General features: G+C 70.3%; 17 protein-coding genes. 11 read left to right on the top strand and 6 right to left on the bottom strand.

What is annotated here, in order from left to right:
* Nucleotides 1-125 precede the first annotated feature (125 nt).
* Nucleotides 126-1,646, bottom strand: a complete 1,521-nt coding sequence (locus AC0685_RS42215) for an MDR family MFS transporter (RefSeq protein WP_478230647.1) — start codon at nt 1,644-1,646, stop codon at nt 126-128.
* A 110-nt stretch (nt 1,647-1,756) separates the two neighbouring features.
* Here AC0685_RS42215 and AC0685_RS42210 point away from each other — a divergent pair, with 110 nt between their 5' ends.
* Genes AC0685_RS42210 through ligD form a run of 3 tightly spaced genes read left to right on the top strand, consistent with a single transcriptional unit; the run spans nt 1,757 to nt 5,033 of the window.
* Nucleotides 1,757-2,929, top strand: coding sequence for a DUF1015 family protein (locus tag AC0685_RS42210; RefSeq protein WP_478230646.1), 1,173 nt, complete (start codon nt 1,757-1,759; stop codon nt 2,927-2,929).
* A 20-nt stretch (nt 2,930-2,949) separates the two neighbouring features.
* Nucleotides 2,950-4,029 (top strand): ATP-dependent DNA ligase, encoded by a 1,080-nt coding sequence (locus AC0685_RS42205; protein WP_478230645.1) that lies wholly within the window; start codon nt 2,950-2,952, stop codon nt 4,027-4,029.
* Nucleotides 4,026-5,033, top strand: a complete 1,008-nt coding sequence (gene ligD, locus AC0685_RS42200) for a non-homologous end-joining DNA ligase (RefSeq protein WP_478230644.1) — start codon at nt 4,026-4,028, stop codon at nt 5,031-5,033. The genes AC0685_RS42205 and ligD overlap by 4 nt, the downstream gene beginning before the upstream one ends.
* Nucleotides 5,034-5,094: 61 nt before the next feature.
* Here ligD and AC0685_RS42195 read toward each other — a convergent pair whose 3' ends face one another.
* Together AC0685_RS42195 and AC0685_RS42190 are read right to left on the bottom strand one after the other, a co-directional pair.
* Nucleotides 5,095-5,361: a hypothetical protein gene (locus AC0685_RS42195; protein ID WP_340682962.1), complete on the bottom strand. Its 267-nt coding sequence runs from the start codon at nt 5,359-5,361 to the stop codon at nt 5,095-5,097.
* Between the two features lie 210 nt (nt 5,362-5,571).
* The gene (locus AC0685_RS42190) at nt 5,572-6,588 is read right to left on the bottom strand and encodes a CobW family GTP-binding protein (protein WP_478230643.1); all 1,017 of its coding nucleotides are present in this window, start codon (nt 6,586-6,588) and stop codon (nt 5,572-5,574) included.
* 374 nt (nt 6,589-6,962) lie between these two features.
* Between AC0685_RS42190 and AC0685_RS42185 the strand changes: the two genes are divergently transcribed.
* The 5 genes from AC0685_RS42185 (at nt 6,963) to AC0685_RS42165 (ending at nt 10,988) form a co-directional block, all read left to right on the top strand.
* Nucleotides 6,963-8,171: a nitric oxide synthase oxygenase gene (locus AC0685_RS42185; protein ID WP_478230642.1), complete on the top strand. Its 1,209-nt coding sequence runs from the start codon at nt 6,963-6,965 to the stop codon at nt 8,169-8,171.
* A gap of 88 nt (nt 8,172-8,259) precedes the next feature.
* Nucleotides 8,260-8,766 carry a flavodoxin domain-containing protein gene (locus AC0685_RS42180; RefSeq protein ID WP_478230650.1) on the top strand — a complete coding sequence of 169 codons (507 nt, stop codon included), beginning with the start codon at nt 8,260-8,262 and terminating at the stop codon, nt 8,764-8,766.
* 38 nt (nt 8,767-8,804) lie between these two features.
* Nucleotides 8,805-9,074, top strand: a complete 270-nt coding sequence (locus AC0685_RS42175) for a DUF1905 domain-containing protein (protein WP_340682959.1) — start codon at nt 8,805-8,807, stop codon at nt 9,072-9,074.
* A complete protein-coding gene (locus AC0685_RS42170) occupies nt 9,075-9,542 on the top strand; it encodes a hypothetical protein (protein WP_478230641.1) in 468 nt (155 codons plus the stop codon).
* Between the two features lie 90 nt (nt 9,543-9,632).
* Complete coding sequence (locus AC0685_RS42165) at nt 9,633-10,988, top strand: DHA2 family efflux MFS transporter permease subunit (RefSeq protein ID WP_478230640.1); 1,356 nt, start codon at nt 9,633-9,635, stop codon at nt 10,986-10,988.
* Nucleotides 10,989-11,044: 56 nt separating this feature from the next.
* Here the strand turns inward: AC0685_RS42165 and AC0685_RS42160 are convergent, their stop codons facing one another.
* The gene (locus AC0685_RS42160; protein ID WP_478230649.1) at nt 11,045-12,565 is read right to left on the bottom strand and encodes a sialidase family protein; all 1,521 of its coding nucleotides are present in this window, start codon (nt 12,563-12,565) and stop codon (nt 11,045-11,047) included.
* Between the two features lie 175 nt (nt 12,566-12,740).
* On the opposite strand from AC0685_RS42160, the gene AC0685_RS42155 reads away from it, so the two are divergent.
* Both AC0685_RS42155 and AC0685_RS42150 read left to right on the top strand, forming a co-directional pair.
* On the top strand, nt 12,741-12,941 hold the full coding sequence (locus tag AC0685_RS42155; protein ID WP_478230639.1) for a hypothetical protein: 201 nt from the start codon (nt 12,741-12,743) through the stop codon (nt 12,939-12,941).
* Between the two features lie 2 nt (nt 12,942-12,943).
* Nucleotides 12,944-13,465: a hypothetical protein gene (locus AC0685_RS42150; RefSeq protein ID WP_478230638.1), complete on the top strand. Its 522-nt coding sequence runs from the start codon at nt 12,944-12,946 to the stop codon at nt 13,463-13,465.
* Here AC0685_RS42150 and AC0685_RS42145 read toward each other — a convergent pair.
* Together AC0685_RS42145 and AC0685_RS42140 are read right to left on the bottom strand one after the other, a co-directional pair.
* Entirely contained in the window at nt 13,437-14,060 is a 624-nt protein-coding gene (locus tag AC0685_RS42145) for a Crp/Fnr family transcriptional regulator (protein WP_478230637.1), read from the bottom strand. The two genes, AC0685_RS42150 and AC0685_RS42145, sit on opposite strands and share 29 nt — an antisense overlap.
* A 37-nt stretch (nt 14,061-14,097) precedes the next feature.
* Nucleotides 14,098-15,522 carry an aminotransferase-like domain-containing protein gene (locus tag AC0685_RS42140; protein ID WP_478230636.1) on the bottom strand — a complete coding sequence of 475 codons (1,425 nt, stop codon included), beginning with the start codon at nt 15,520-15,522 and terminating at the stop codon, nt 14,098-14,100.
* Between AC0685_RS42140 and AC0685_RS42135 the strand changes: the two genes are divergently transcribed.
* Nucleotides 15,521-16,417: a DMT family transporter gene (locus AC0685_RS42135; RefSeq protein WP_478230635.1), complete on the top strand. Its 897-nt coding sequence runs from the start codon at nt 15,521-15,523 to the stop codon at nt 16,415-16,417. The genes AC0685_RS42140 and AC0685_RS42135 overlap by 2 nt on opposite strands.
* Nucleotides 16,418-16,428 lie beyond the last annotated feature (11 nt).

Below are 16,428 nucleotides of genomic sequence, written 5' to 3'. Positions count from 1 at the left end.
GAGGGGGGGGGGGGGGGGAGGGACCGGAAGGGGGGGGTGGTGTCTGGTTGGGGGGGGCCCGGGGGGTGGGGGGGGGGGGTGGGGGGGAAACCCCAACCCCCCCCCCACGACACTGGACCGGCCTGCTAGTCGAACTTCAGCTCTTCGGTCCGCCGCGGCATCAGCAGCAGCGCGCCGACGCTGAGCACGGCGACCACCAGCATCGCCAGGAAGACGTGGTGCGTGGCGTCCGCCAGTGCGCCGCGCACGAACGTCGTCGTCGGGGTGTCCGGGCCGTGGCCCTCCAGGACGACACTGGTCGCGTCGACCCCGGATGGCAGGCCGGTGACCCCCGCGGGCGGGCTGGCGAAGCGGCTCGCCAGCGTGGCGTTCGCGATCGCGCCGAAGATCGCCACGCCCACGGCGCTGCCCAGCGAGCGGCTGAACATGTTGGTCGCGGTGACGACGCCGCGGCGTTCCCACCCGATCGTGGACTGCACGGCGATCAGCGTCGGGCTCGACGCCAGGCCCAGCCCCAGCCCGAGGACGAACGCGGCCGCGGCCGCCAGCCAGATCGACGACCCCGCCGTCAGGAACACCGTGAGCGCCGCGCCCGCGATGACGATCCCGCTGCCGATCAGCGCGGTGTCCCGGAACCCGATCCGCATGTAGACCCGGCCCGCCAGCGATGCCGAGATCGGCCAGCCGACGGTCAGCGCCGCCAGCGCGAATCCGGCGACGAGCGCGCCGGTGCCGAGCACGCCTTGGGAGAAGGTCGGCAAATACGAGGTGAGGCCCATCAGCAGCATGCCGACGACGACGGCGACCAGGTTCCCGCCGATCAGGGTCCGTTTGGTGAAGATCCACAGCGGCAGCACCGGCTCGTCGGCCTTGCGTTCCACGAACACGAACGCCGCCAGCAGCACCACCGCGCCGCCGAAGATCGCCAGGCTCGGCGCGGACGCCCAGCCCCAGGCGACCCCGCCCTCCAGCAGGCCGAGGATCAGCAGCGAGCAGCCGAGGGTGAGCAGCGTGGCGCCGAGGTAGTCGATGCGGTGCGAGCGGCGTTCGACGCGTTCGCGGAAGTTCCGGAACAGCATCCACGCCGCCAGCGCGCCGAGCGGCAGGTTGATGAAGAAGATCCAGCGCCAGTCGAGGTACTCGGCGAACACGCCGCCCAGCGTCGGCCCGACCACCGACGAGATGGCCCACACGCTGGCGAGATAGCCCTGCACCCTGGCGCGTTCCTCGACCGTGTACATGTCGCCGACCATGGTCAGCGCGATCGGCTGGATGGCGCCCGCGCCGATGCCCTGCACCGCGCGAGCCGCGATCAGCACCGGCATGCTCCAGGCCGCGCCGCACAGCACCGAGCCCACCAGGAACGCCGCGATCCCGAAGAACATCACCGGCCGCCTGCCGAGGACGTCGGCGAACTTGCCGTACAGCGGAACGGTGACCGCCTGGGTCAGCAGGTAGATCGAGAACAGCCACGGGAACTGCGAGAACCCGCCCAGATCGGCGACCACCGAGGGCACCGCCGTGGCGATGATGGTCGAGTCCAGCGCGATCAGGCCGGAACACAGCATCACGGCGATCAGGACGGGGCCGCGTTCGGACCGGAAACCGACCCCTTCCTTCGCGGTGACCGGGGCCGGGGTCGTCATCTGTGGCGGTCTCCTCAGGCTCATGAACGGCGTCAACTACTTCGCATGGGTAAGCATTCCACGGAGACACCCGGTGATGGGACCGATTTTTCCGTGAGCCATCCCGCAAAATGGATCGGATGAGCACCTGGATCCGCCCGATCGGCCGCGGCTGGGCCGTCCGCGACAGCGTCCCTGGCCCCGACGTCGACGAGTTCGCCGACCCGGACCGGGTGGAGGCCGCGCTCGCCGGGGCGCACGGCGACAGCCTGCTGGCGGTCCAGCATCCGGCGAGGACCCCGGCCGCGCTGGCGGGCGGCCTCTCGATCGAGGCGGCCTTGCCGCAGGCCAGAGCGACGTTCGAGCGGATCCGGGAGCGGCACTATCGCCCGGTCGCCGACGTCGTCGCGCCGTATCGCATCGACGGGCCGGACGGGGTCGCGCTGGGCGTGCTGTGCCTGGTCGATCCGGCCGCGGTCCGGGACGACGGGGTCACCCGGGTGCGGCATACCGAGGACGTCTATCCGGACGTCGTCGCGGAGCGGGCCGCGATACTGGCCGGGCTCGGTGTCGCGACGAGTGCCGCGATGCTGGTCCCCGCGACCGGTGGCCGGGAGCTGACCGCGCTGATCGAGCGGTTCTGCCGGGGACAGGTGCCGAGCCTGTCCACAGTGGACGGCCCGGGTCGCAAGCACGAACTGTGGCTCGCCGGTCCGGGCCCGGCCCAGGACGAGCTGCTGGCGGCGCTGGACGAGCTGGATCTCCTGGTCGCGGACGGCAACCACCGGGTCGCGGCCGCCGCGGCTTCGGGACGCGGCGCGTTGCTCGCGCTGGTCACCGGCGGGCCGGGGCTGCGGATCGGGCCCATCCACCGGGTGCTCGCCGGCACCGGCCTCGACCCGGACACCCTTCTTCGGCGATGGACGGAGGCGGGGTTCGACGTCCATCCCGGCCCGCCGGGGCCGCCCGCCGAGCCGGGCGAGGTGACCGTGCTGGCGGGCGAGTCGGCGTTCCGGGTGTCGCTCGGCAAGGCGGGCGGCGACCACGCGGTGGTGGAGCAGGAGCTGCTTCGCGGGGCGCTCGGCGTCGATCCGGAAGGGCCGAACGTGCGTCCTCTGCTGCCGGGCGCGCCGGTGCCCGAAGACGCGGACGCGGTATTCCTGCTGGCCCCGGTCCCGTACGCGGAGGTGCTCGCCGTGCACGCGGCCGGATCGCGGATGCCGAGGAAGGCCACCTACTTCACGCCGAAACCGCGGAGCGGGCTCCTCCTGGCCGAACTGGAGATGCCGCGCTTTTGTCGGTGACGCGGCCTAGGATCGGCCTCGTGGAACTGCCCGTGATGCCACCCGTCAAGCCGATGCTGGCCAAGGCCGTGCACGAACTGCCTCGTACGCCGGGGCTGCTGTACGAGCCGAAGTGGGACGGCTTCCGGTGCGTGGTCTTCCGCGACGGCGACGAGGTCGTGCTGGGCTCGCGCAACGACAGGCCGCTGACGCGGTACTTCCCCGAGCTGGTCGAGCTGCTCAAGGACGCGCTGCCCGAGCGTTGTGTCGTCGACGGCGAGATCGTGCTGGTCACCGAGGGCGGGCTCGACTTCGAGACGCTCCAGCTGCGCCTGCACCCGGCGGCGTCCCGGGTGAACAAACTGGCCGAGGAGACGCCCGCCAGTTTCGTGGTGTTCGACCTGCTCGCGCTGGACGACCGGGATCTGACGCCCGAACCGTTCGGGGAACGGCGGAAGCTGCTCGAGGGCGTCGTCGACACGAAGTTCGCCCGGGTCCACCTCACCCCGCTGTCCGACGATCCCGACGTCGCCCAGGACTGGTTCACCCGGTTCGAGGGCGCGGGTTTCGACGGCGTGATGGCCAAACCCGCCGACGCGCCGTACGAACAGGACAAGCGGGTGATGTGGAAGGTCAAGCACCAGCGGACGGCGGACTGCGTCGTCGCCGGGTTCCGGTGGCACAAGGACGGCGTTGGCGTCGGGTCGCTGCTGCTCGGGCTCTACAACGACGAAGGCGTCTTGCACAGTGTGGGCGTGGCCAGCAGTTTCACCGCCGCGAGGCGTCGTGAGCTGGTGGACGAGCTCGCGCCGCTGCGGGAGAACGCGCTGGAGAACCATCCGTGGCGCGAGTGGGCCGAGACCCACGAGGAGGCGGGCGGCCGCATGCCGGGCGCGGGCAGCCGGTGGGCGCCGCAGAAGGATCTGAGCTGGGAGCCGCTCCGCATCGAATGGGTCGCCGAGGTCCGCTACGAACACGTCGAGGGCACCAGGTTCCGCCACGGCGGGAGGCTCGTGCGCTTCCGCCCCGACCGCGAACCTGCCTCGTGCACGTACGCGCAGCTCGAAGAGGTCCCGCCCGCCGAGCTGGCCACTTTGTTCACCGAACTGGGGGAAAGATGAAGGCAGAGCCGGTCACGCTGGACCTCGACGGCGTCGAGGTCACGGTGTCCAATCCGGGCAAGGTCTACTTCCCTGAGCACGGCGAGACCAAACTGGACCTCGTCGAGTACTACCGCGCGGTCTCGGTCCCGCTTCTCGCGCAACTCGGCGGCAGGCCTCTGCTGCTGGAACGCTATCCCGACGGCGCGGGCGGGAAGTCGTGGTTCCAGAAGCGGGTCCCGAAGAACGCGCCCGGCTGGCTGACCACGACGGTGGTGTCCACCCCGAACGGGACCACGTCGGACGCGCTCGTGGCGAAGGACCTCGCGCATATCATCTGGGCGGTGAACCAGGGCTGCCTCGGTTTCCATGTCTGGCCGAACCGGGCCGACGCGCTGGACATCAGCGACCAGCTCCGCGTCGATCTCGACCCGTCGCCGGGGATCGGGTTCCCCGAATTGCGGCATGGCGCCGTCCTGGCGAAGGCGCTGCTCGAGGAGCTGGGCATCACCGCGCAGCTGAAGACCTCGGGCTCGCGCGGCCTGCATCTCTATGTGCCGCTGGAACCGAAGTGGGACGGCTACGAGGTCCGGGCGGCCGCCGTCGCGCTCGCCCGCGAACTCGAACGCCGCCACCCGGACGAGATGACGGCACAGTGGTGGAAGGAAGAACGCGGCTCCCGGGTGTTCGTCGACTTCAACCAGAACGCGCCGCACAAGACGGTGTTCGGCGCGTGGTGTGTGCGGCCGAGGGGCGGCGGGCAGGTGTCGACACCGATCGGCTGGGACGAACTGGAGACCATCGAGCCGGACAAGCTCACCCTGTCCACTGTGCCCGCTCGGCTCGCCGAACGCGGAGACCCTTGGGAGGGAACGAAACCACAGTCGATCGAGCCGCTGCTCGCAATGTCGAGGAAGGACATGGCGAACGGGCTGATGGACGCGCCCTGGCCGCCCGTCTACCCGAAGATGCCGAACGAGCCGCCCCGGGTCGCGCCGAGCAGGGCCAAGAAAGACAGCGTTTAGTCCTCTGAATGCGGTAGTTGCACGCGCAATAACCGCATTCAGAGGACTAAACGCGGGGGAGTCAGAGCGGCAGGTCGAAAGCGAGTTGCGTGTTCGCGGCGGGCTCGGCCTTGCGGGTGGAACGGTGGCCGGGGAGGGTCGCGGCGCAGCGGGGGCACGGGGCGACGTCGGTGGTGGTGAGATCCACCGGTGTCCACAGCCGGGATTCCTTGTCCCCGCAGGCGGAACGCCGATAGCGGAGGTCTTCGGAGCGGGTCATCAGATGCGCGGCGGGGGAGTCCTCCGGCAGCGCGCCGACCAGGTACCAGCGTCCGGCGGTGTTCGTCATGGAACTGTCCTCCCGATACAGGTGGTCCAGCTCGAGATTCCTTCCGCAGGCCAGTGTCGACGAGACGCGCCGCGATTCCCGGTATTTCGGCCTTCCGGCGTGTCAAAGTACGTCCGGTCCGGACTCACTCGGCCGGCCGGGGAATCGCGCTCCCTGTGTCCAGGCAAAGGACACGCGAGATCGGCCGGTGAGCAGGCGCGGCCCGGCGTGTCAGTCCTGAATGAACCGCAGCACGCGCAGCATGCCCCGATCGTCGACGGCCTCGGGATCGTCCGCGACGCAGGCATCGAGGCGCGCGGTGACGGCTTCGGTGTCGATCCCCGAGCCGATCAGCACCAGTTCGCTCCGGCGCGGCCGGCCGGCGGGCCAAGCCGACCGGTCCAGCTGGATGAAGGAGCCGACGGTGTGCAGGCCGAACCGGGACCGCGGGCCGTTCGGGCCGAAGTCGAGGAAACCCTTGATCCGGTAGAGCCCGCCGGGGCGCTGTTCGAGGAAATCCATCAGCCGTCGCGGGTCCAGCGGCCGTTCGGTGGTGAAGGCGACGCTGTCGTACGCGGTGTGGAAGTGGTGCTCGTGGTCGTGCTCCTCCTCGCGGAGGTCGTCGAACGACAGCTGGCCCGCCCGTTCGCGCGGCCGGGCGTCGAAGAACAGGGTGGGGTCGATCCGGCCGTGGGAGGTCGCGATCACCGGCGTGCCGGGCGCGATCTCGTCGATCGTGCCGCGCAGTTTGGCCAAGGTGTCCTCGTCGGCCCGGTCGGTCTTGTTGAGCACGACCAGGTCGGCGAACCCGAGGTGCTCGTCCAGCTCCGGGTGCCGCTTCCTGGTCGACTCGAACTCGGCGGCGTCGACGAGCTCGACCAGGCCACCGTAGGCGATGACGGGGTTCTCGCTGGCGATCATCAGGCGGATGAGGTCACGCGGTTCGGCGAGTCCGCTGGCTTCGATCACGATGACGTCGATCCCGGCCTCGGCCTCGGAGAGCTTCGCGAGCATGGCGTCGAGCCCGCTGGCGTCGACGGCGCAGCACAGGCAGCCGTTGCCGAAAGACATCATGGTGTCGACCTGGCCGGAGACGGCCATCGCGTCGACCGCGATACTGCCGAAGTCGTTGACCACGACCCCGATCCGCGCGCCCTGCCGGTTGGCCAGCAGGTGGTTGAGCAGGGTGGTCTTGCCGGAGCCGAGGAAGCCCGCGACCAGGATGACCGGAATCCGCCTGTCGACCACGATTTTCCTTCCGTCTGAGCTCCCCGCACTCTAGCGACGGTGGGCGCGGGCCAATACACCGGCACGGGGAAAGTGCAGAAGAGTCCGCTGTCGAATACGCTCGAAAGAGTGATTACGATGATCGTAAAGTGATCTTGGTTGGAGGTGATCGTTTCACGCGGTGCAATTCGGTGAATATCCAGCGAAGTCGTACGCAATTCCAAATATTGTCGTCCGCAAGCTTTCCACCTGCTGAAATGTCATGGTGGGCGAAGCTTCTGCCATTTGGAGGATCGTGGTCGTCTTTCCGTGGGGTATCGTCTTTCGTCTGGTCCGGACCTGGCCATCTTGCCGATCAGGCATGATCCCTCCGGGCATTTCCGAGTGCAGGAGGAATGGTGATCGTTCCCGCCGCAGGTGCCGGCGTCGAATTCGGAGAGCGGGAAGCCGAGATGGCGACGGCCTCCATGCGGGCGACGGATATCCCTCGCTTGCCTCCGGAGATGGCGCCGCGGGAACGGAGCGTGGACGTGGCCGAGGCGGAGGACTTCCTCCAGCTCTTCCACGCCGAAACGGACGGTGGGCCCACGCGGCTCCGCGAGCGGCTCGACGTGGTCCGCGCCGAGATCGCCGCGACCGGCACGTACCGCCACACGACGGCCGAGGTCGAGTTCGGCGCGCGGGTGGCCTGGCGGAATTCCGCCCGGTGCATCGGCAGGCTGTACTGGCAGGGGCTGAGGGTGCGGGATCGGCGCGACGTCGTCGGAGCCGCCGCAGTCGCCGAGGAATGCGTCACCCACTTGCGGGAGGCGACCCGGGGCGGCCGGATCCGCCCGACCATCACCGTGTTCGCGCCGGACGGTCCCGAGGAGCCCGGTCCGAAGATCCACAACGACCAGCTCGTCCGGTACGCCGGCTACCGGCTGAGCGACGGCTCGGTGCTGGGCGATCCGCGCTACGCCGGCTTCACCGAGACCGTCCAGGAGCACGGCTGGTGCCCGCCCGAGCGCAAGGGGTCGTTCGACGTCCTTCCGCTGCTCATCGAGTCCGGGCCGGGGGAGCGGCGGCTGTTCCGGCTGCCGCAGGACGCCGTGCTGGAGGTCCCGCTGTCGCATCCCGACCACCGCTGGTTCGCCGGGCTCGGGCTGCGCTGGCACGCGGTACCGGCGATCAGCGACATGCGGCTGGTCATCGGCGGGATCACCTACCCGGCGGCACCCTTCAACGGCTGGTATCTCGCCACCGAGATCGGCGCGCGCAACCTGGCCGACACCGACCGCTACGACCTGCTGCCGGTGATCGCGGACCTGATGGGCCTGTCGACGAAGTCGGAACGCACCCTGTGGCGCGACCGCGCGCTCGTCGAGCTGACGCTGGCCGTCCAGCACTCCTTCGACGCGGCGGGCGTGACCGTCGCCGACCATCACACCGAATCGCGGCGGTTCCTCACGCATATCGCCAGGGAGGAGCGCGCGGGACGCCGTTGCCAGGCCGAGTGGAGCTGGATAGTCCCGCCGCTGTCCGGCGGGCAGACCGCCGTGTTCCATCGCTACTACGACGAACCCGATCCGGCGGCGAGACCGGCGTTCCTGCCTCCCGGGTAGCGCTCCGACGGGTGAAGAGGTGAGCCGAATGCGGCGTGTCGATGGGCTGGACGGTGGCACGGCAGGCGGCCGCGCGGACAATGGCGGCATGACCGCAGTGCTCGTCGCCCACGCCGGCAAGTCCGGCGGGACAAGGGAGATCGCCGAGGTGATCGCCGCCGAACTGCGCGAAAGCGGTCTGACGGCCGAGCTGCTGGACGCGGCCGAAGTCGAGGACGTCGAGCCGTACGGCGCGGTGATCGTCGGGAGCGCGCTGTACCACCGGCGCTGGCGCCCGGAGGCGGTGCGCCTGCTCACCGAGCACGAAGAGGCGCTCCGGAACCGGCCGGTCTGGCTGTTCCACAGCGGGCCGTGCGGGCCGCGTGCCGCGGGCAAACGGGTGAGCCTGCCGGCGGGGGTCGCCGTGCTGGCCGCGAGGATCGACGCCGAGCGGACGGCCACCTTCGGCGGCAGGCTCACCCCGGCCACCGCGAGCGGCCTGTTCTGGAAGATCATGGCCGCGGGCCCGTGGGCGGGCGACTTCCGTGACTGGCCGTCGATCCGGGCCTGGGCCCGTGACGTCGGCCGCCGGGTGCGCATCCGTGTCGCACTGTGAAAGACCGTTTCGTCGGTGCCCTGCCGTATGGTGCCCCCATGGACAAACGGTTCACTGCGACGCTGGTCAAGAGCCCGGAGAAGGGCGGCTGGACGTACGTGGTCATGCCCGGCTCCGCCGAGTTCTTCGGCACCAAGGGGCTGGTGAAGGTCCGCGGCACCATCGACGGGCATCCGTTCCGGAGCTCGTTCATGGCGCTGGGCGACGGCACCCACAAGCTCCCGGTGAAGGCCGATGTGCGCAAGGCGATCGGCAAGGAGGAGGGTGACACGGTGGAGGTCGTCCTGCTCGAACGGCTGGAGGGCTGAGTGGCCGCGGACTGGAAGCCGTCCCCGGTCATCAAGATCTACGAGGCACTCGGCGCGGTCGCCGACGGGCGGGTCGAGATCGACGGCGACACCGCGCGGGTCGCGTCGTCGGACAAGGCGAAGACGTACGACGTCCGCCATGATCCGGCGGCGGGGTCGATCACGGCCAACGACAACGGGTCCTACTGGCAGGGCTATCTCGGGTACCCGGGCATCGCGTACCTGATGGAGCGCGGCGTGCTCGCCTACGACAGCGGCCTCACCGCCGGGCTGGCCGGTGTGCCGTGGAAGGAACTCGCCACCGAGTACCGCAACGACTGGGCGAAGGTCGAGAAGCACGTTCGCGAAGAGCTGGCCGCCAGGGGCGTGGACCTGGACCGGTTCGACGCCGGCATCGCGGAGATCTCGTGCCGGCTGGAGAAGTTGGCGCTCACCAAGCTCTCCCCTCGGCAGCGTCCGCCGAAGTGATCGAAGCGTTCTTCGCTTGACCTTGAGCTAAGTCGAGGTCTTAGCGTGGGCCAGGTCAAGATCCCTGGGGCACGTGAGGAGAACACTCCGATGGCTGTTTCGCTGGAACGGCCGGCGAAAGCGGTTCCGCCGCCGGACAAGGTTCCGGCCGAGGCCTGGCGGATGGCCTGGGTGATCGTGCTCGGCGCGTTCATGACCATGCTGGACACCACGGTCCTCGCGGTGGGGGCGGAGACACTCACCCGTGAACTCGGCGCCGGAATCGCCTCCGTGCAATGGGTTTTCACCGCGTACCTGGTCGCGCTGGCGGTCGCGCTGCCGTTGTGCGGCTGGCTCAGCCGCCGCTTCGGCGCGGGCCGGGTCTGGCTGGCTTCGCTGGCGGCGTTCACCGTCGCTTCGGTGCTGTGCGCGCTTGCCGGGAACATCGGCTGGCTGATCGGGCTGCGGGTGCTGCAGGGCCTCGCCGCCGGACTGCTCCTGCCCGCCGGGCAAACGGTGCTCGGCCAAGCGGTCGGGCCCGCCCGGCTCGGCCGTGTCATGGGGACGCTGGGCATCGTGATGAGCGTCGGCCCGACGTTCGGCCCGGTACTCGGCGGTGTCCTGTTGCGCGGTCTCTCGTGGGAGTGGCTGTTTCTGATCAACATCCCGGTCGGTGTGATCGCGTTGACGCTCGGGCTGAAGCTGGTGCCTCGCGGCGAGAAGGGCGCGGCGACCCGGCCCGACTGGCTCGGCTTCGTCCTGGTGAGTGCGGGAATCCCGGCGCTGCTGTACGGCCTCACCACCTGGGGCGAAGGCGGCGAAGAATTCGGCGCCGGAGTGCTGCTGCCGCTCGTGGCGGGGTTCGTGCTGCTGGCGCTGTTCGTCCGGCGTTCGTGGGGCCGGGCGAACCCGGTACTGGACCTGACCTTGTTCCGGAGCCGCGTCTACACCGCGGCGGTCGCTCTGTCCTTCTTCGCCGCACCGGCGTTGTTCGGCGCGCTTTTCCTGCTGCCACTGTACTTCCAGGTGCTGGGCGGGAGCGGGGTCGTCGAGACGGGGCTGCTGCTGATGGGGCTCGGGGTCGGCTCGGCGATCGCGCTGCCGAGCTCCGGTGCGCTCACCGACCGCTACGGCGCGGGCCTGGTCGCCGCCTGGGGAAGTGTCGCGACGCTCGCCACCACCGTCCCCTTCGCGATCGGCGGTTTCCCGCCGGACGGCCTTGTCGTGCAGATCCTGTTGCTGGCCAGGGGAATCGCCGTCGCGTTCCTGCTGATGCCCGCGACGACGGCCGGATACGCGGCCGTCACCAAGGATCAGTTGCCCGACGCGGCCGCGCAGATCAACATCGTCAGCCGGGTCGGGGGAGCCGCCGGGACGGCCCTGTTCGCCGTCGTCCTGGCCAACCTGCTGCCCGCGGGCGCGGCGGTGCTGGGAGCACGGCTCTGGTGGGTGACACGCCGCAGGTGACCTCGTGAGTGGTAAGGACGGTTAGAACCGTCCTTACCACTCACGAGACCCAGGGGTCAGCCGCAGTGTTCCGACGGGCTGTTGTACGACGTCCCGCCCGCGGAACCGCCCCACTTCACGCATTTGCCCGCCGCGGCCGCCCGCACCGGACCGGCGAACCACGAGAACGACCCGGAGTCGGTGATCCGGGACGCCCCCGCCACCTCGAGGTAGGCCGACGTCGCGGTCGCGGTGCCCGCGGACTCGCTCTTCATCGTGCTGACACAGTTATGCCCGTTGGAAGCGTTGTAGGACAGGTAAACCGTTCCCGCCGTCCCCAGCGGCGCCGAGTCGATCACGCCGTATCCGCCGCCGCACACCGGGGCACCGAGGGTCGTCTCGGTGACGGTCGAGAAGCGGATGGTCTCGTTGGCGTTCCCCGCCGGGCCCGCCTCGTACAGCACGCCGACCGAACCCGAGGACAGCTGCACCATGTCGGAATACGCGGCGTCACCGCTCCACACCAGCGTTCCGGCGGAGTTGCCCTGCCAGTTCGCGCCCTCGTCGAACGACGACCTCACGACGAGTTCCTTGCGGCGGTCGCAGACCGACGGCGCGGCGAACAGGATCCGGTTGTACTTGCCCGCCTTGTCGGTGGCGGTCATCCGCGCGGTCGAGGCCTGCACCACCGGGGTGATCAGGTCCTCTTCGAAGGTGAACTTGGTCGAGAAGCTCGCTCCGCCGTCGGAGCTGATGGCGTAGGCGCGGTTCTTGGCGCCACCGCTGAGGCACTTGTTGTCGTTGTTGGCCTGGTTGCGCGCCGCGGCGTAGACCCGGCCGTCGAGCAGCTCGGTGACGCTGATCTCCTGCGGGTTCAGCCCGGCCGTCGACGCCGGGGTGTCGGTGGCGCCGCGCTTCCAGGTGACGCCCTGGTCGTCGCTGTAGATGAGCGCGCCGCTGTTCTTGCCGTCGACGGTGTAACTCATTCCGGCGACGATCCGGCCGGCGTGCGCGCCGCGGGTCAGCACGATGCCGTGCGACGGCCCGGTCGCGAGCCAGCCGGGCGCGGTGCTGAACCCGAGCTGCGTGGTGAGCACCTTGGGCGCGGCCCACGTCTTGCCGTGGTCGTCGCTGATCGAGACGCGCGGAATCCGGTTGCAGTCGGGGTTCTTGACGCATTCCATCACCGAGAGCAGCACGATCCGCCCGGTGGACGGGATCACGATCGGTGTCGGGTTTCCTTTGGTGTCACCGAAACCTTCGATGACGATTTTCGGGGCGCTCCAGGTCCTGCCGTTGTCGGCGGAGCGTTTCACGACGAGATCGATGTCGCCGCTGTCGTTGCAGAAGCTGGCTCCGCCGTTGCGGCCTTCGGCGAACGCGAGCAGTTCGCCGTTGTTCGCCTTGACGATGGCGGGGATTCTGAAGCAGTCGTAACCTTCTGTTTTCTGTTTGTACACCAACGTGTTCCCGACCGCGGCGGTCGAGAACTGGTCGCCGGTGGCCGGCGCGGCGAGAGAGGTGGCCGGGGCTGCGCCGACCGCCGCGGTGGCGACGAGGGCCGCGAACAGGCCCTGTGCGACGCGGGAGATCTTCACGGGAGTGACTCCGTCCTGGATGCGGTTCAGGTGACGGGGCATCAGAGTCCTTCCGGCTCGTACAAGACGCGTACAACCCGGTTTCGCGCTTTGTGTCAGGTGACGCAGAACGACGGGACGATGACTGCCAAGCTCGTTCCCGTCGGACACGGCGTGAGATCGGAAGGGAGGGCCGATGACGGTGATCGATCCGGAGAGGGTGAGGGGCGGTCGATCACCGGTTCGCGTCGTGGCGCCGGTGGGTCCGGCCGTTGGCGGGACCCACCGGCGGTTGCCGGCCCGGGGGAACGGCATCGGCCGCTGCTTCGTCGGAGAACTGCACACCGATGAGGGGAACGCGATGCGAGTGACCGATGCCGAAGGCGGGAATGGCTGATCGTGCGCCGGTTCGCGCCCTGGCTGCGCCGGATCCGCCCGCTCGCGATCGTCACCGAAAGCGAGCGCTACCGGGAAGTGTCGTTCACCCGGCACCGCGGCAGGTCCGCGGAGGAAGAACGCCTGGGCTTCGAGGACTGGTTGATGCTGGGGATCGCCGTCGGGCAGGCTGCCGGGCTGGCGCTGATCCTGTCGCCGGTCCTCGTGGCGGAATTGGTGGCCTGGGCGGTGGCGGGCGCCGTTCTCCGGCTGCTGAGGCTGACCGGCCTGGTCCGTGCGCGGATCGACCTCGTCGCGCCGCCCCCGGCCGTGCGGAGCCTCGCGCCGGTGCGGGTGCTGCTCGTGCCGGGGAAGTCCGCGGCCGGGCTCGTCCGCGAACTCGCGACGCTGATCGAGACCACGCCGGACTTCGATCCGGAGGACGAGCCACGCGTGCGGAAACTGTTCCTGGCGACCGGAGCGCGCGTGGAACGGCACTTCGGCCTGCCGTGGCGGCTCAGCGGTCGTCGGGTGCCAGCTGCCTGAGATCGTCCACGCTCCGCACGACCAGCCGCTGGCGGCCGGTGCTGAGCAACCCGTCGGCGCGCAGGGTCCGCGCGACGGCTTCCCGCGAAGCGGACGCGAGCCCGGCCAGGTCGCGCTGGCTGATCCGCAGGGCGATCCGTTCGGCGGCGGTGCTGTCCCCGAATTCGGTGCGGCGCGAATTGGCGTAGCGCAGGCGGGAGGTGATGATCCGGAGCAGGACCACCGAGATGCCGGGATGCTCGCGGAGCACGGCGTTGAACGCGCGCGAGGACAGCCACAGGCCGGTCACCGGCTCGACGGCGATCGCCGTGGCCGAGCGCAGGCTGCCGTCCATCGACGCCATCTCGCCGATGATGTCGCCCGGATCGCGGACGGCCAGCACGGCGTCGTAACCGCCGGTGGACACCGAGGTGATCTTGACCCGCCCGGTCATCAGGATCAGCACCCAGTCCGACCGGTCGCCCTCGCGGATGATCACCGTGCCCGCCGGGTACCGGCGCAGTTCGGCCTCGGCACGCAGCGCCTTGCGCCGGCCGTCGTCGAGCAGCTCCCAGAGCCTGCCAGGTGGATCGTGCGCCGCTGCCGGCTGTGTCATGCCTTTTCGTCGCCTCCGTGCGCGATCGTACGAGACGTCAGCCGGGGATCTCCTGGTACGCCTGGGAAAGGCGCTGGACGCCGTCCCGCAGCTGCGCGCCGGTCGCGGCGCTGACGTAGCTCAGGCGCAGATAAGGCCCCGGTGCCTCGGCCGCGAAGTACATCCTGCCGGGGGTGACCGCTACTCCGGCGCGGAATGCGGCGCTGGTCAGCGCTACTTCGTCGACGAAGCCGGGCAGCGGCTGCCACAGGTGATAACCCCCGGTCGGGACCGGGACGGCGGCCCAGGTGGGCAGGAACACCCGCAGTGCCGAGACGGCGACGTCGCGGCGTTCCCGCAACGAGGCCGCGAGGCTCCGCAGGTGGCGGCCCCAGGCGGGAGAACTCACCAGTTCGAGCGCGGTCTCCTGCAGCGGACGCGGCACGAAGAAGCTTTCGACGGCGTGAAGTCCGCGCAGGCGTTCCAGCGCCGGGCCGCGCGCGGCCAGCGCGCTGATCCGCAGGCTCGGTGACGCCGGTTTCGTGAGCGAGCGGATGTGCACCACGACGCCGTCGGGGTCGTCGGCCACGAGCGGCGGCGGGGGAGCCGGGCTGCCGGGATGTGCCATCAGGCGGGCGAAATCGTCCTCGATGACGAAAGCGCCCGCGTCACGGGCGATCCGCAGGACCTCGGCCCGGCGTTCGGCGCACAGCACCGCGCCGGTCGGGTTCTGGAACGCGGGCTGGCAGACGAACAACCGGGCGCCCGTGTCGCGGAAGGCGTGCGCGAGCAGTTCGGGCCGGACGCCGTCGCGGTCGATCGGCACCGGGACCGGCCGCAGCCCCGACGCCCGCGCGATGGCGAGCATCCCCGGGTACGTCGGGGATTCCACCAGTACCGGCGCGCCGGGGGCACCGAGCCCGCGCAACGCCGTGGTCAGCGCGCTCTGCCCGCCCGAGGTGATCAGCACGTTCTCGACGTTCACCGGGCTGCCGATGTCGCGGGCGAACCAGGCCCGCAGTTCGGGCAGGCCGCAGATCGGCGGCCGTGTCCACGCGCCGGGGCGGCGTCCGGCGCGGGCCGACGCCGCCGCGAGTTCGCGTTCCGGCTGGAGGCTGGGATGCGTGTAGCCGCCGTTGAGGTCGATGACGCCCGACGGCGGGTCGCTCAGCGCGGTGAGCACGCCGGTCGCGTCGATCGCGCGGGTACCGGACTGGGAACTCAGCGCCACCTCCTGCCAGGACACGTCACCGGTCACCGCCCGTTCGCGGGGCGGCGGGGCCCGGAAGACGCCGGCGCCGGGGCGGGTGATCACCAGTCCTTCGGCGGCCAGCGCGGCGATGGCCCGCGATACCGTCACCGGGCTCACCTTCAGCTCCCGGACCAGCTCCCGGCTGGACGGGAGCTTTCCATCGATCGGATAGCGCTCCAGGTCGGACCTCAGCTGTGTGACCAGGCTGGTGACGCTGCTACCATCGGACATGAGACTGGATGATAGCGCTATCGCGGATCGGGCAGTAGCGGTCCGCTCCGGGACCGCGCTGGCGGCGCTGGGTGTCCTCGCCTTCTCGTTCACGTTCCCCGCCACCGTATGGGCGCTCAAGGGTTTCGACCCGTGGACCGCCACCGGGCTGCGAAGCGTCCTGGCCGCGCTGGTCGCCGGCACCTGTCTTCGTGTCTTCCGGGTCCCGCTGCCGAGGCGCGACCAGTGGCGGGGCCTGGCCGTGGTCTCCCTCGGCTGTGTCCTCGCGTTCCCGATCCTCACCACGCTCGCGCTGAAGACGTCGTCGACCGCGCATTCCGCGGTGGTGATCGGGCTGCTGCCGCTGGCCACCGCCGTCATCTCCTCGAAGCTGACCGGGAACCGGCCGTCCCGCCGGTTCTGGCTCGCCGCGGCGGTCGGCGCGAGCGCGGTCGTCGTGTTCACCGTCGCGCAGAGCGGCGGCGGACTGTCCACAGCGGACCTGTTCCTGTTCGGCGCGCTCGTGCTGTGCGCGTTCGGGTACGCCGAGGGCGGCAGGCTGGCCAGGGAGATGGCGGGCTGGCACGTGATCGCGTGGGCGCTGGTGATGGCGTTGCCGGTCACCGGCGCGTTCGCCGTCTTCGGGCTCGCGACCGAACCGCTGCACGTCACCGGCGAGGGCATCGTCGGCCTGCTGTACGTCGCGCTCGTTTCGCAGTTCGGCGGGTTTTTCGCCTGGTACCGGGGAATGGCCGAGATCGGTGTCGCGCGGGCGAGCCAGTTGCAGCTCGCCCAGCCGCTGCTGACCCTGGTCTGGGCGGTCCTGCTGCTCGGTGAGCACCTCCCAGCCGCCGCGCCGGTGACCGCGCTGATCGTTGTCGCCTGCATCGTCGTGACCCAGCGGTCGCGGACCTAGATCAACGTCGC

The sequence above is a fragment of the Amycolatopsis sp. NPDC043889 genome, assembly GCF_056435645.1.
The sequence above is the reverse complement of the archived record's forward strand: the minus strand, read 5'-3'. Positions and strand labels throughout refer to the sequence as shown.

Excerpts from the sequence above, each read along its gene's own strand:
- AC0685_RS42135 (WP_478230635.1), top strand. The coding sequence starts at position 15,521 with ATGAGACTGGATGATAGCGCTATCGCGGATCGGGCAGTAGCGGTCCGC.
- AC0685_RS42155 (WP_478230639.1), top strand. The coding sequence starts at position 12,741 with ATGACGGTGATCGATCCGGAGAGGGTGAGGGGCGGTCGATCACCGGTT.
- AC0685_RS42140 (WP_478230636.1), bottom strand. The coding sequence starts at position 15,522 with ATGTCCGATGGTAGCAGCGTCACCAGCCTGGTCACACAGCTGAGGTCC.
- AC0685_RS42215 (WP_478230647.1), bottom strand. The coding sequence starts at position 1,646 with ATGACGACCCCGGCCCCGGTCACCGCGAAGGAAGGGGTCGGTTTCCGG.
- AC0685_RS42195 (WP_340682962.1), bottom strand. The coding sequence starts at position 5,361 with ATGACGAACACCGCCGGACGCTGGTACCTGGTCGGCGCGCTGCCGGAG.
- AC0685_RS42185 (WP_478230642.1), top strand. The coding sequence starts at position 6,963 with ATGGTGATCGTTCCCGCCGCAGGTGCCGGCGTCGAATTCGGAGAGCGG.
- ligD (WP_478230644.1), top strand. The coding sequence starts at position 4,026 with ATGAAGGCAGAGCCGGTCACGCTGGACCTCGACGGCGTCGAGGTCACG.
- AC0685_RS42165 (WP_478230640.1), top strand. The coding sequence starts at position 9,633 with ATGGCTGTTTCGCTGGAACGGCCGGCGAAAGCGGTTCCGCCGCCGGAC.
- AC0685_RS42145 (WP_478230637.1), bottom strand. The coding sequence starts at position 14,060 with ATGACACAGCCGGCAGCGGCGCACGATCCACCTGGCAGGCTCTGGGAG.
- AC0685_RS42210 (WP_478230646.1), top strand. The coding sequence starts at position 1,757 with ATGGATCGGATGAGCACCTGGATCCGCCCGATCGGCCGCGGCTGGGCC.
- AC0685_RS42175 (WP_340682959.1), top strand. The coding sequence starts at position 8,805 with ATGGACAAACGGTTCACTGCGACGCTGGTCAAGAGCCCGGAGAAGGGC.
- AC0685_RS42180 (WP_478230650.1), top strand. The coding sequence starts at position 8,260 with ATGACCGCAGTGCTCGTCGCCCACGCCGGCAAGTCCGGCGGGACAAGG.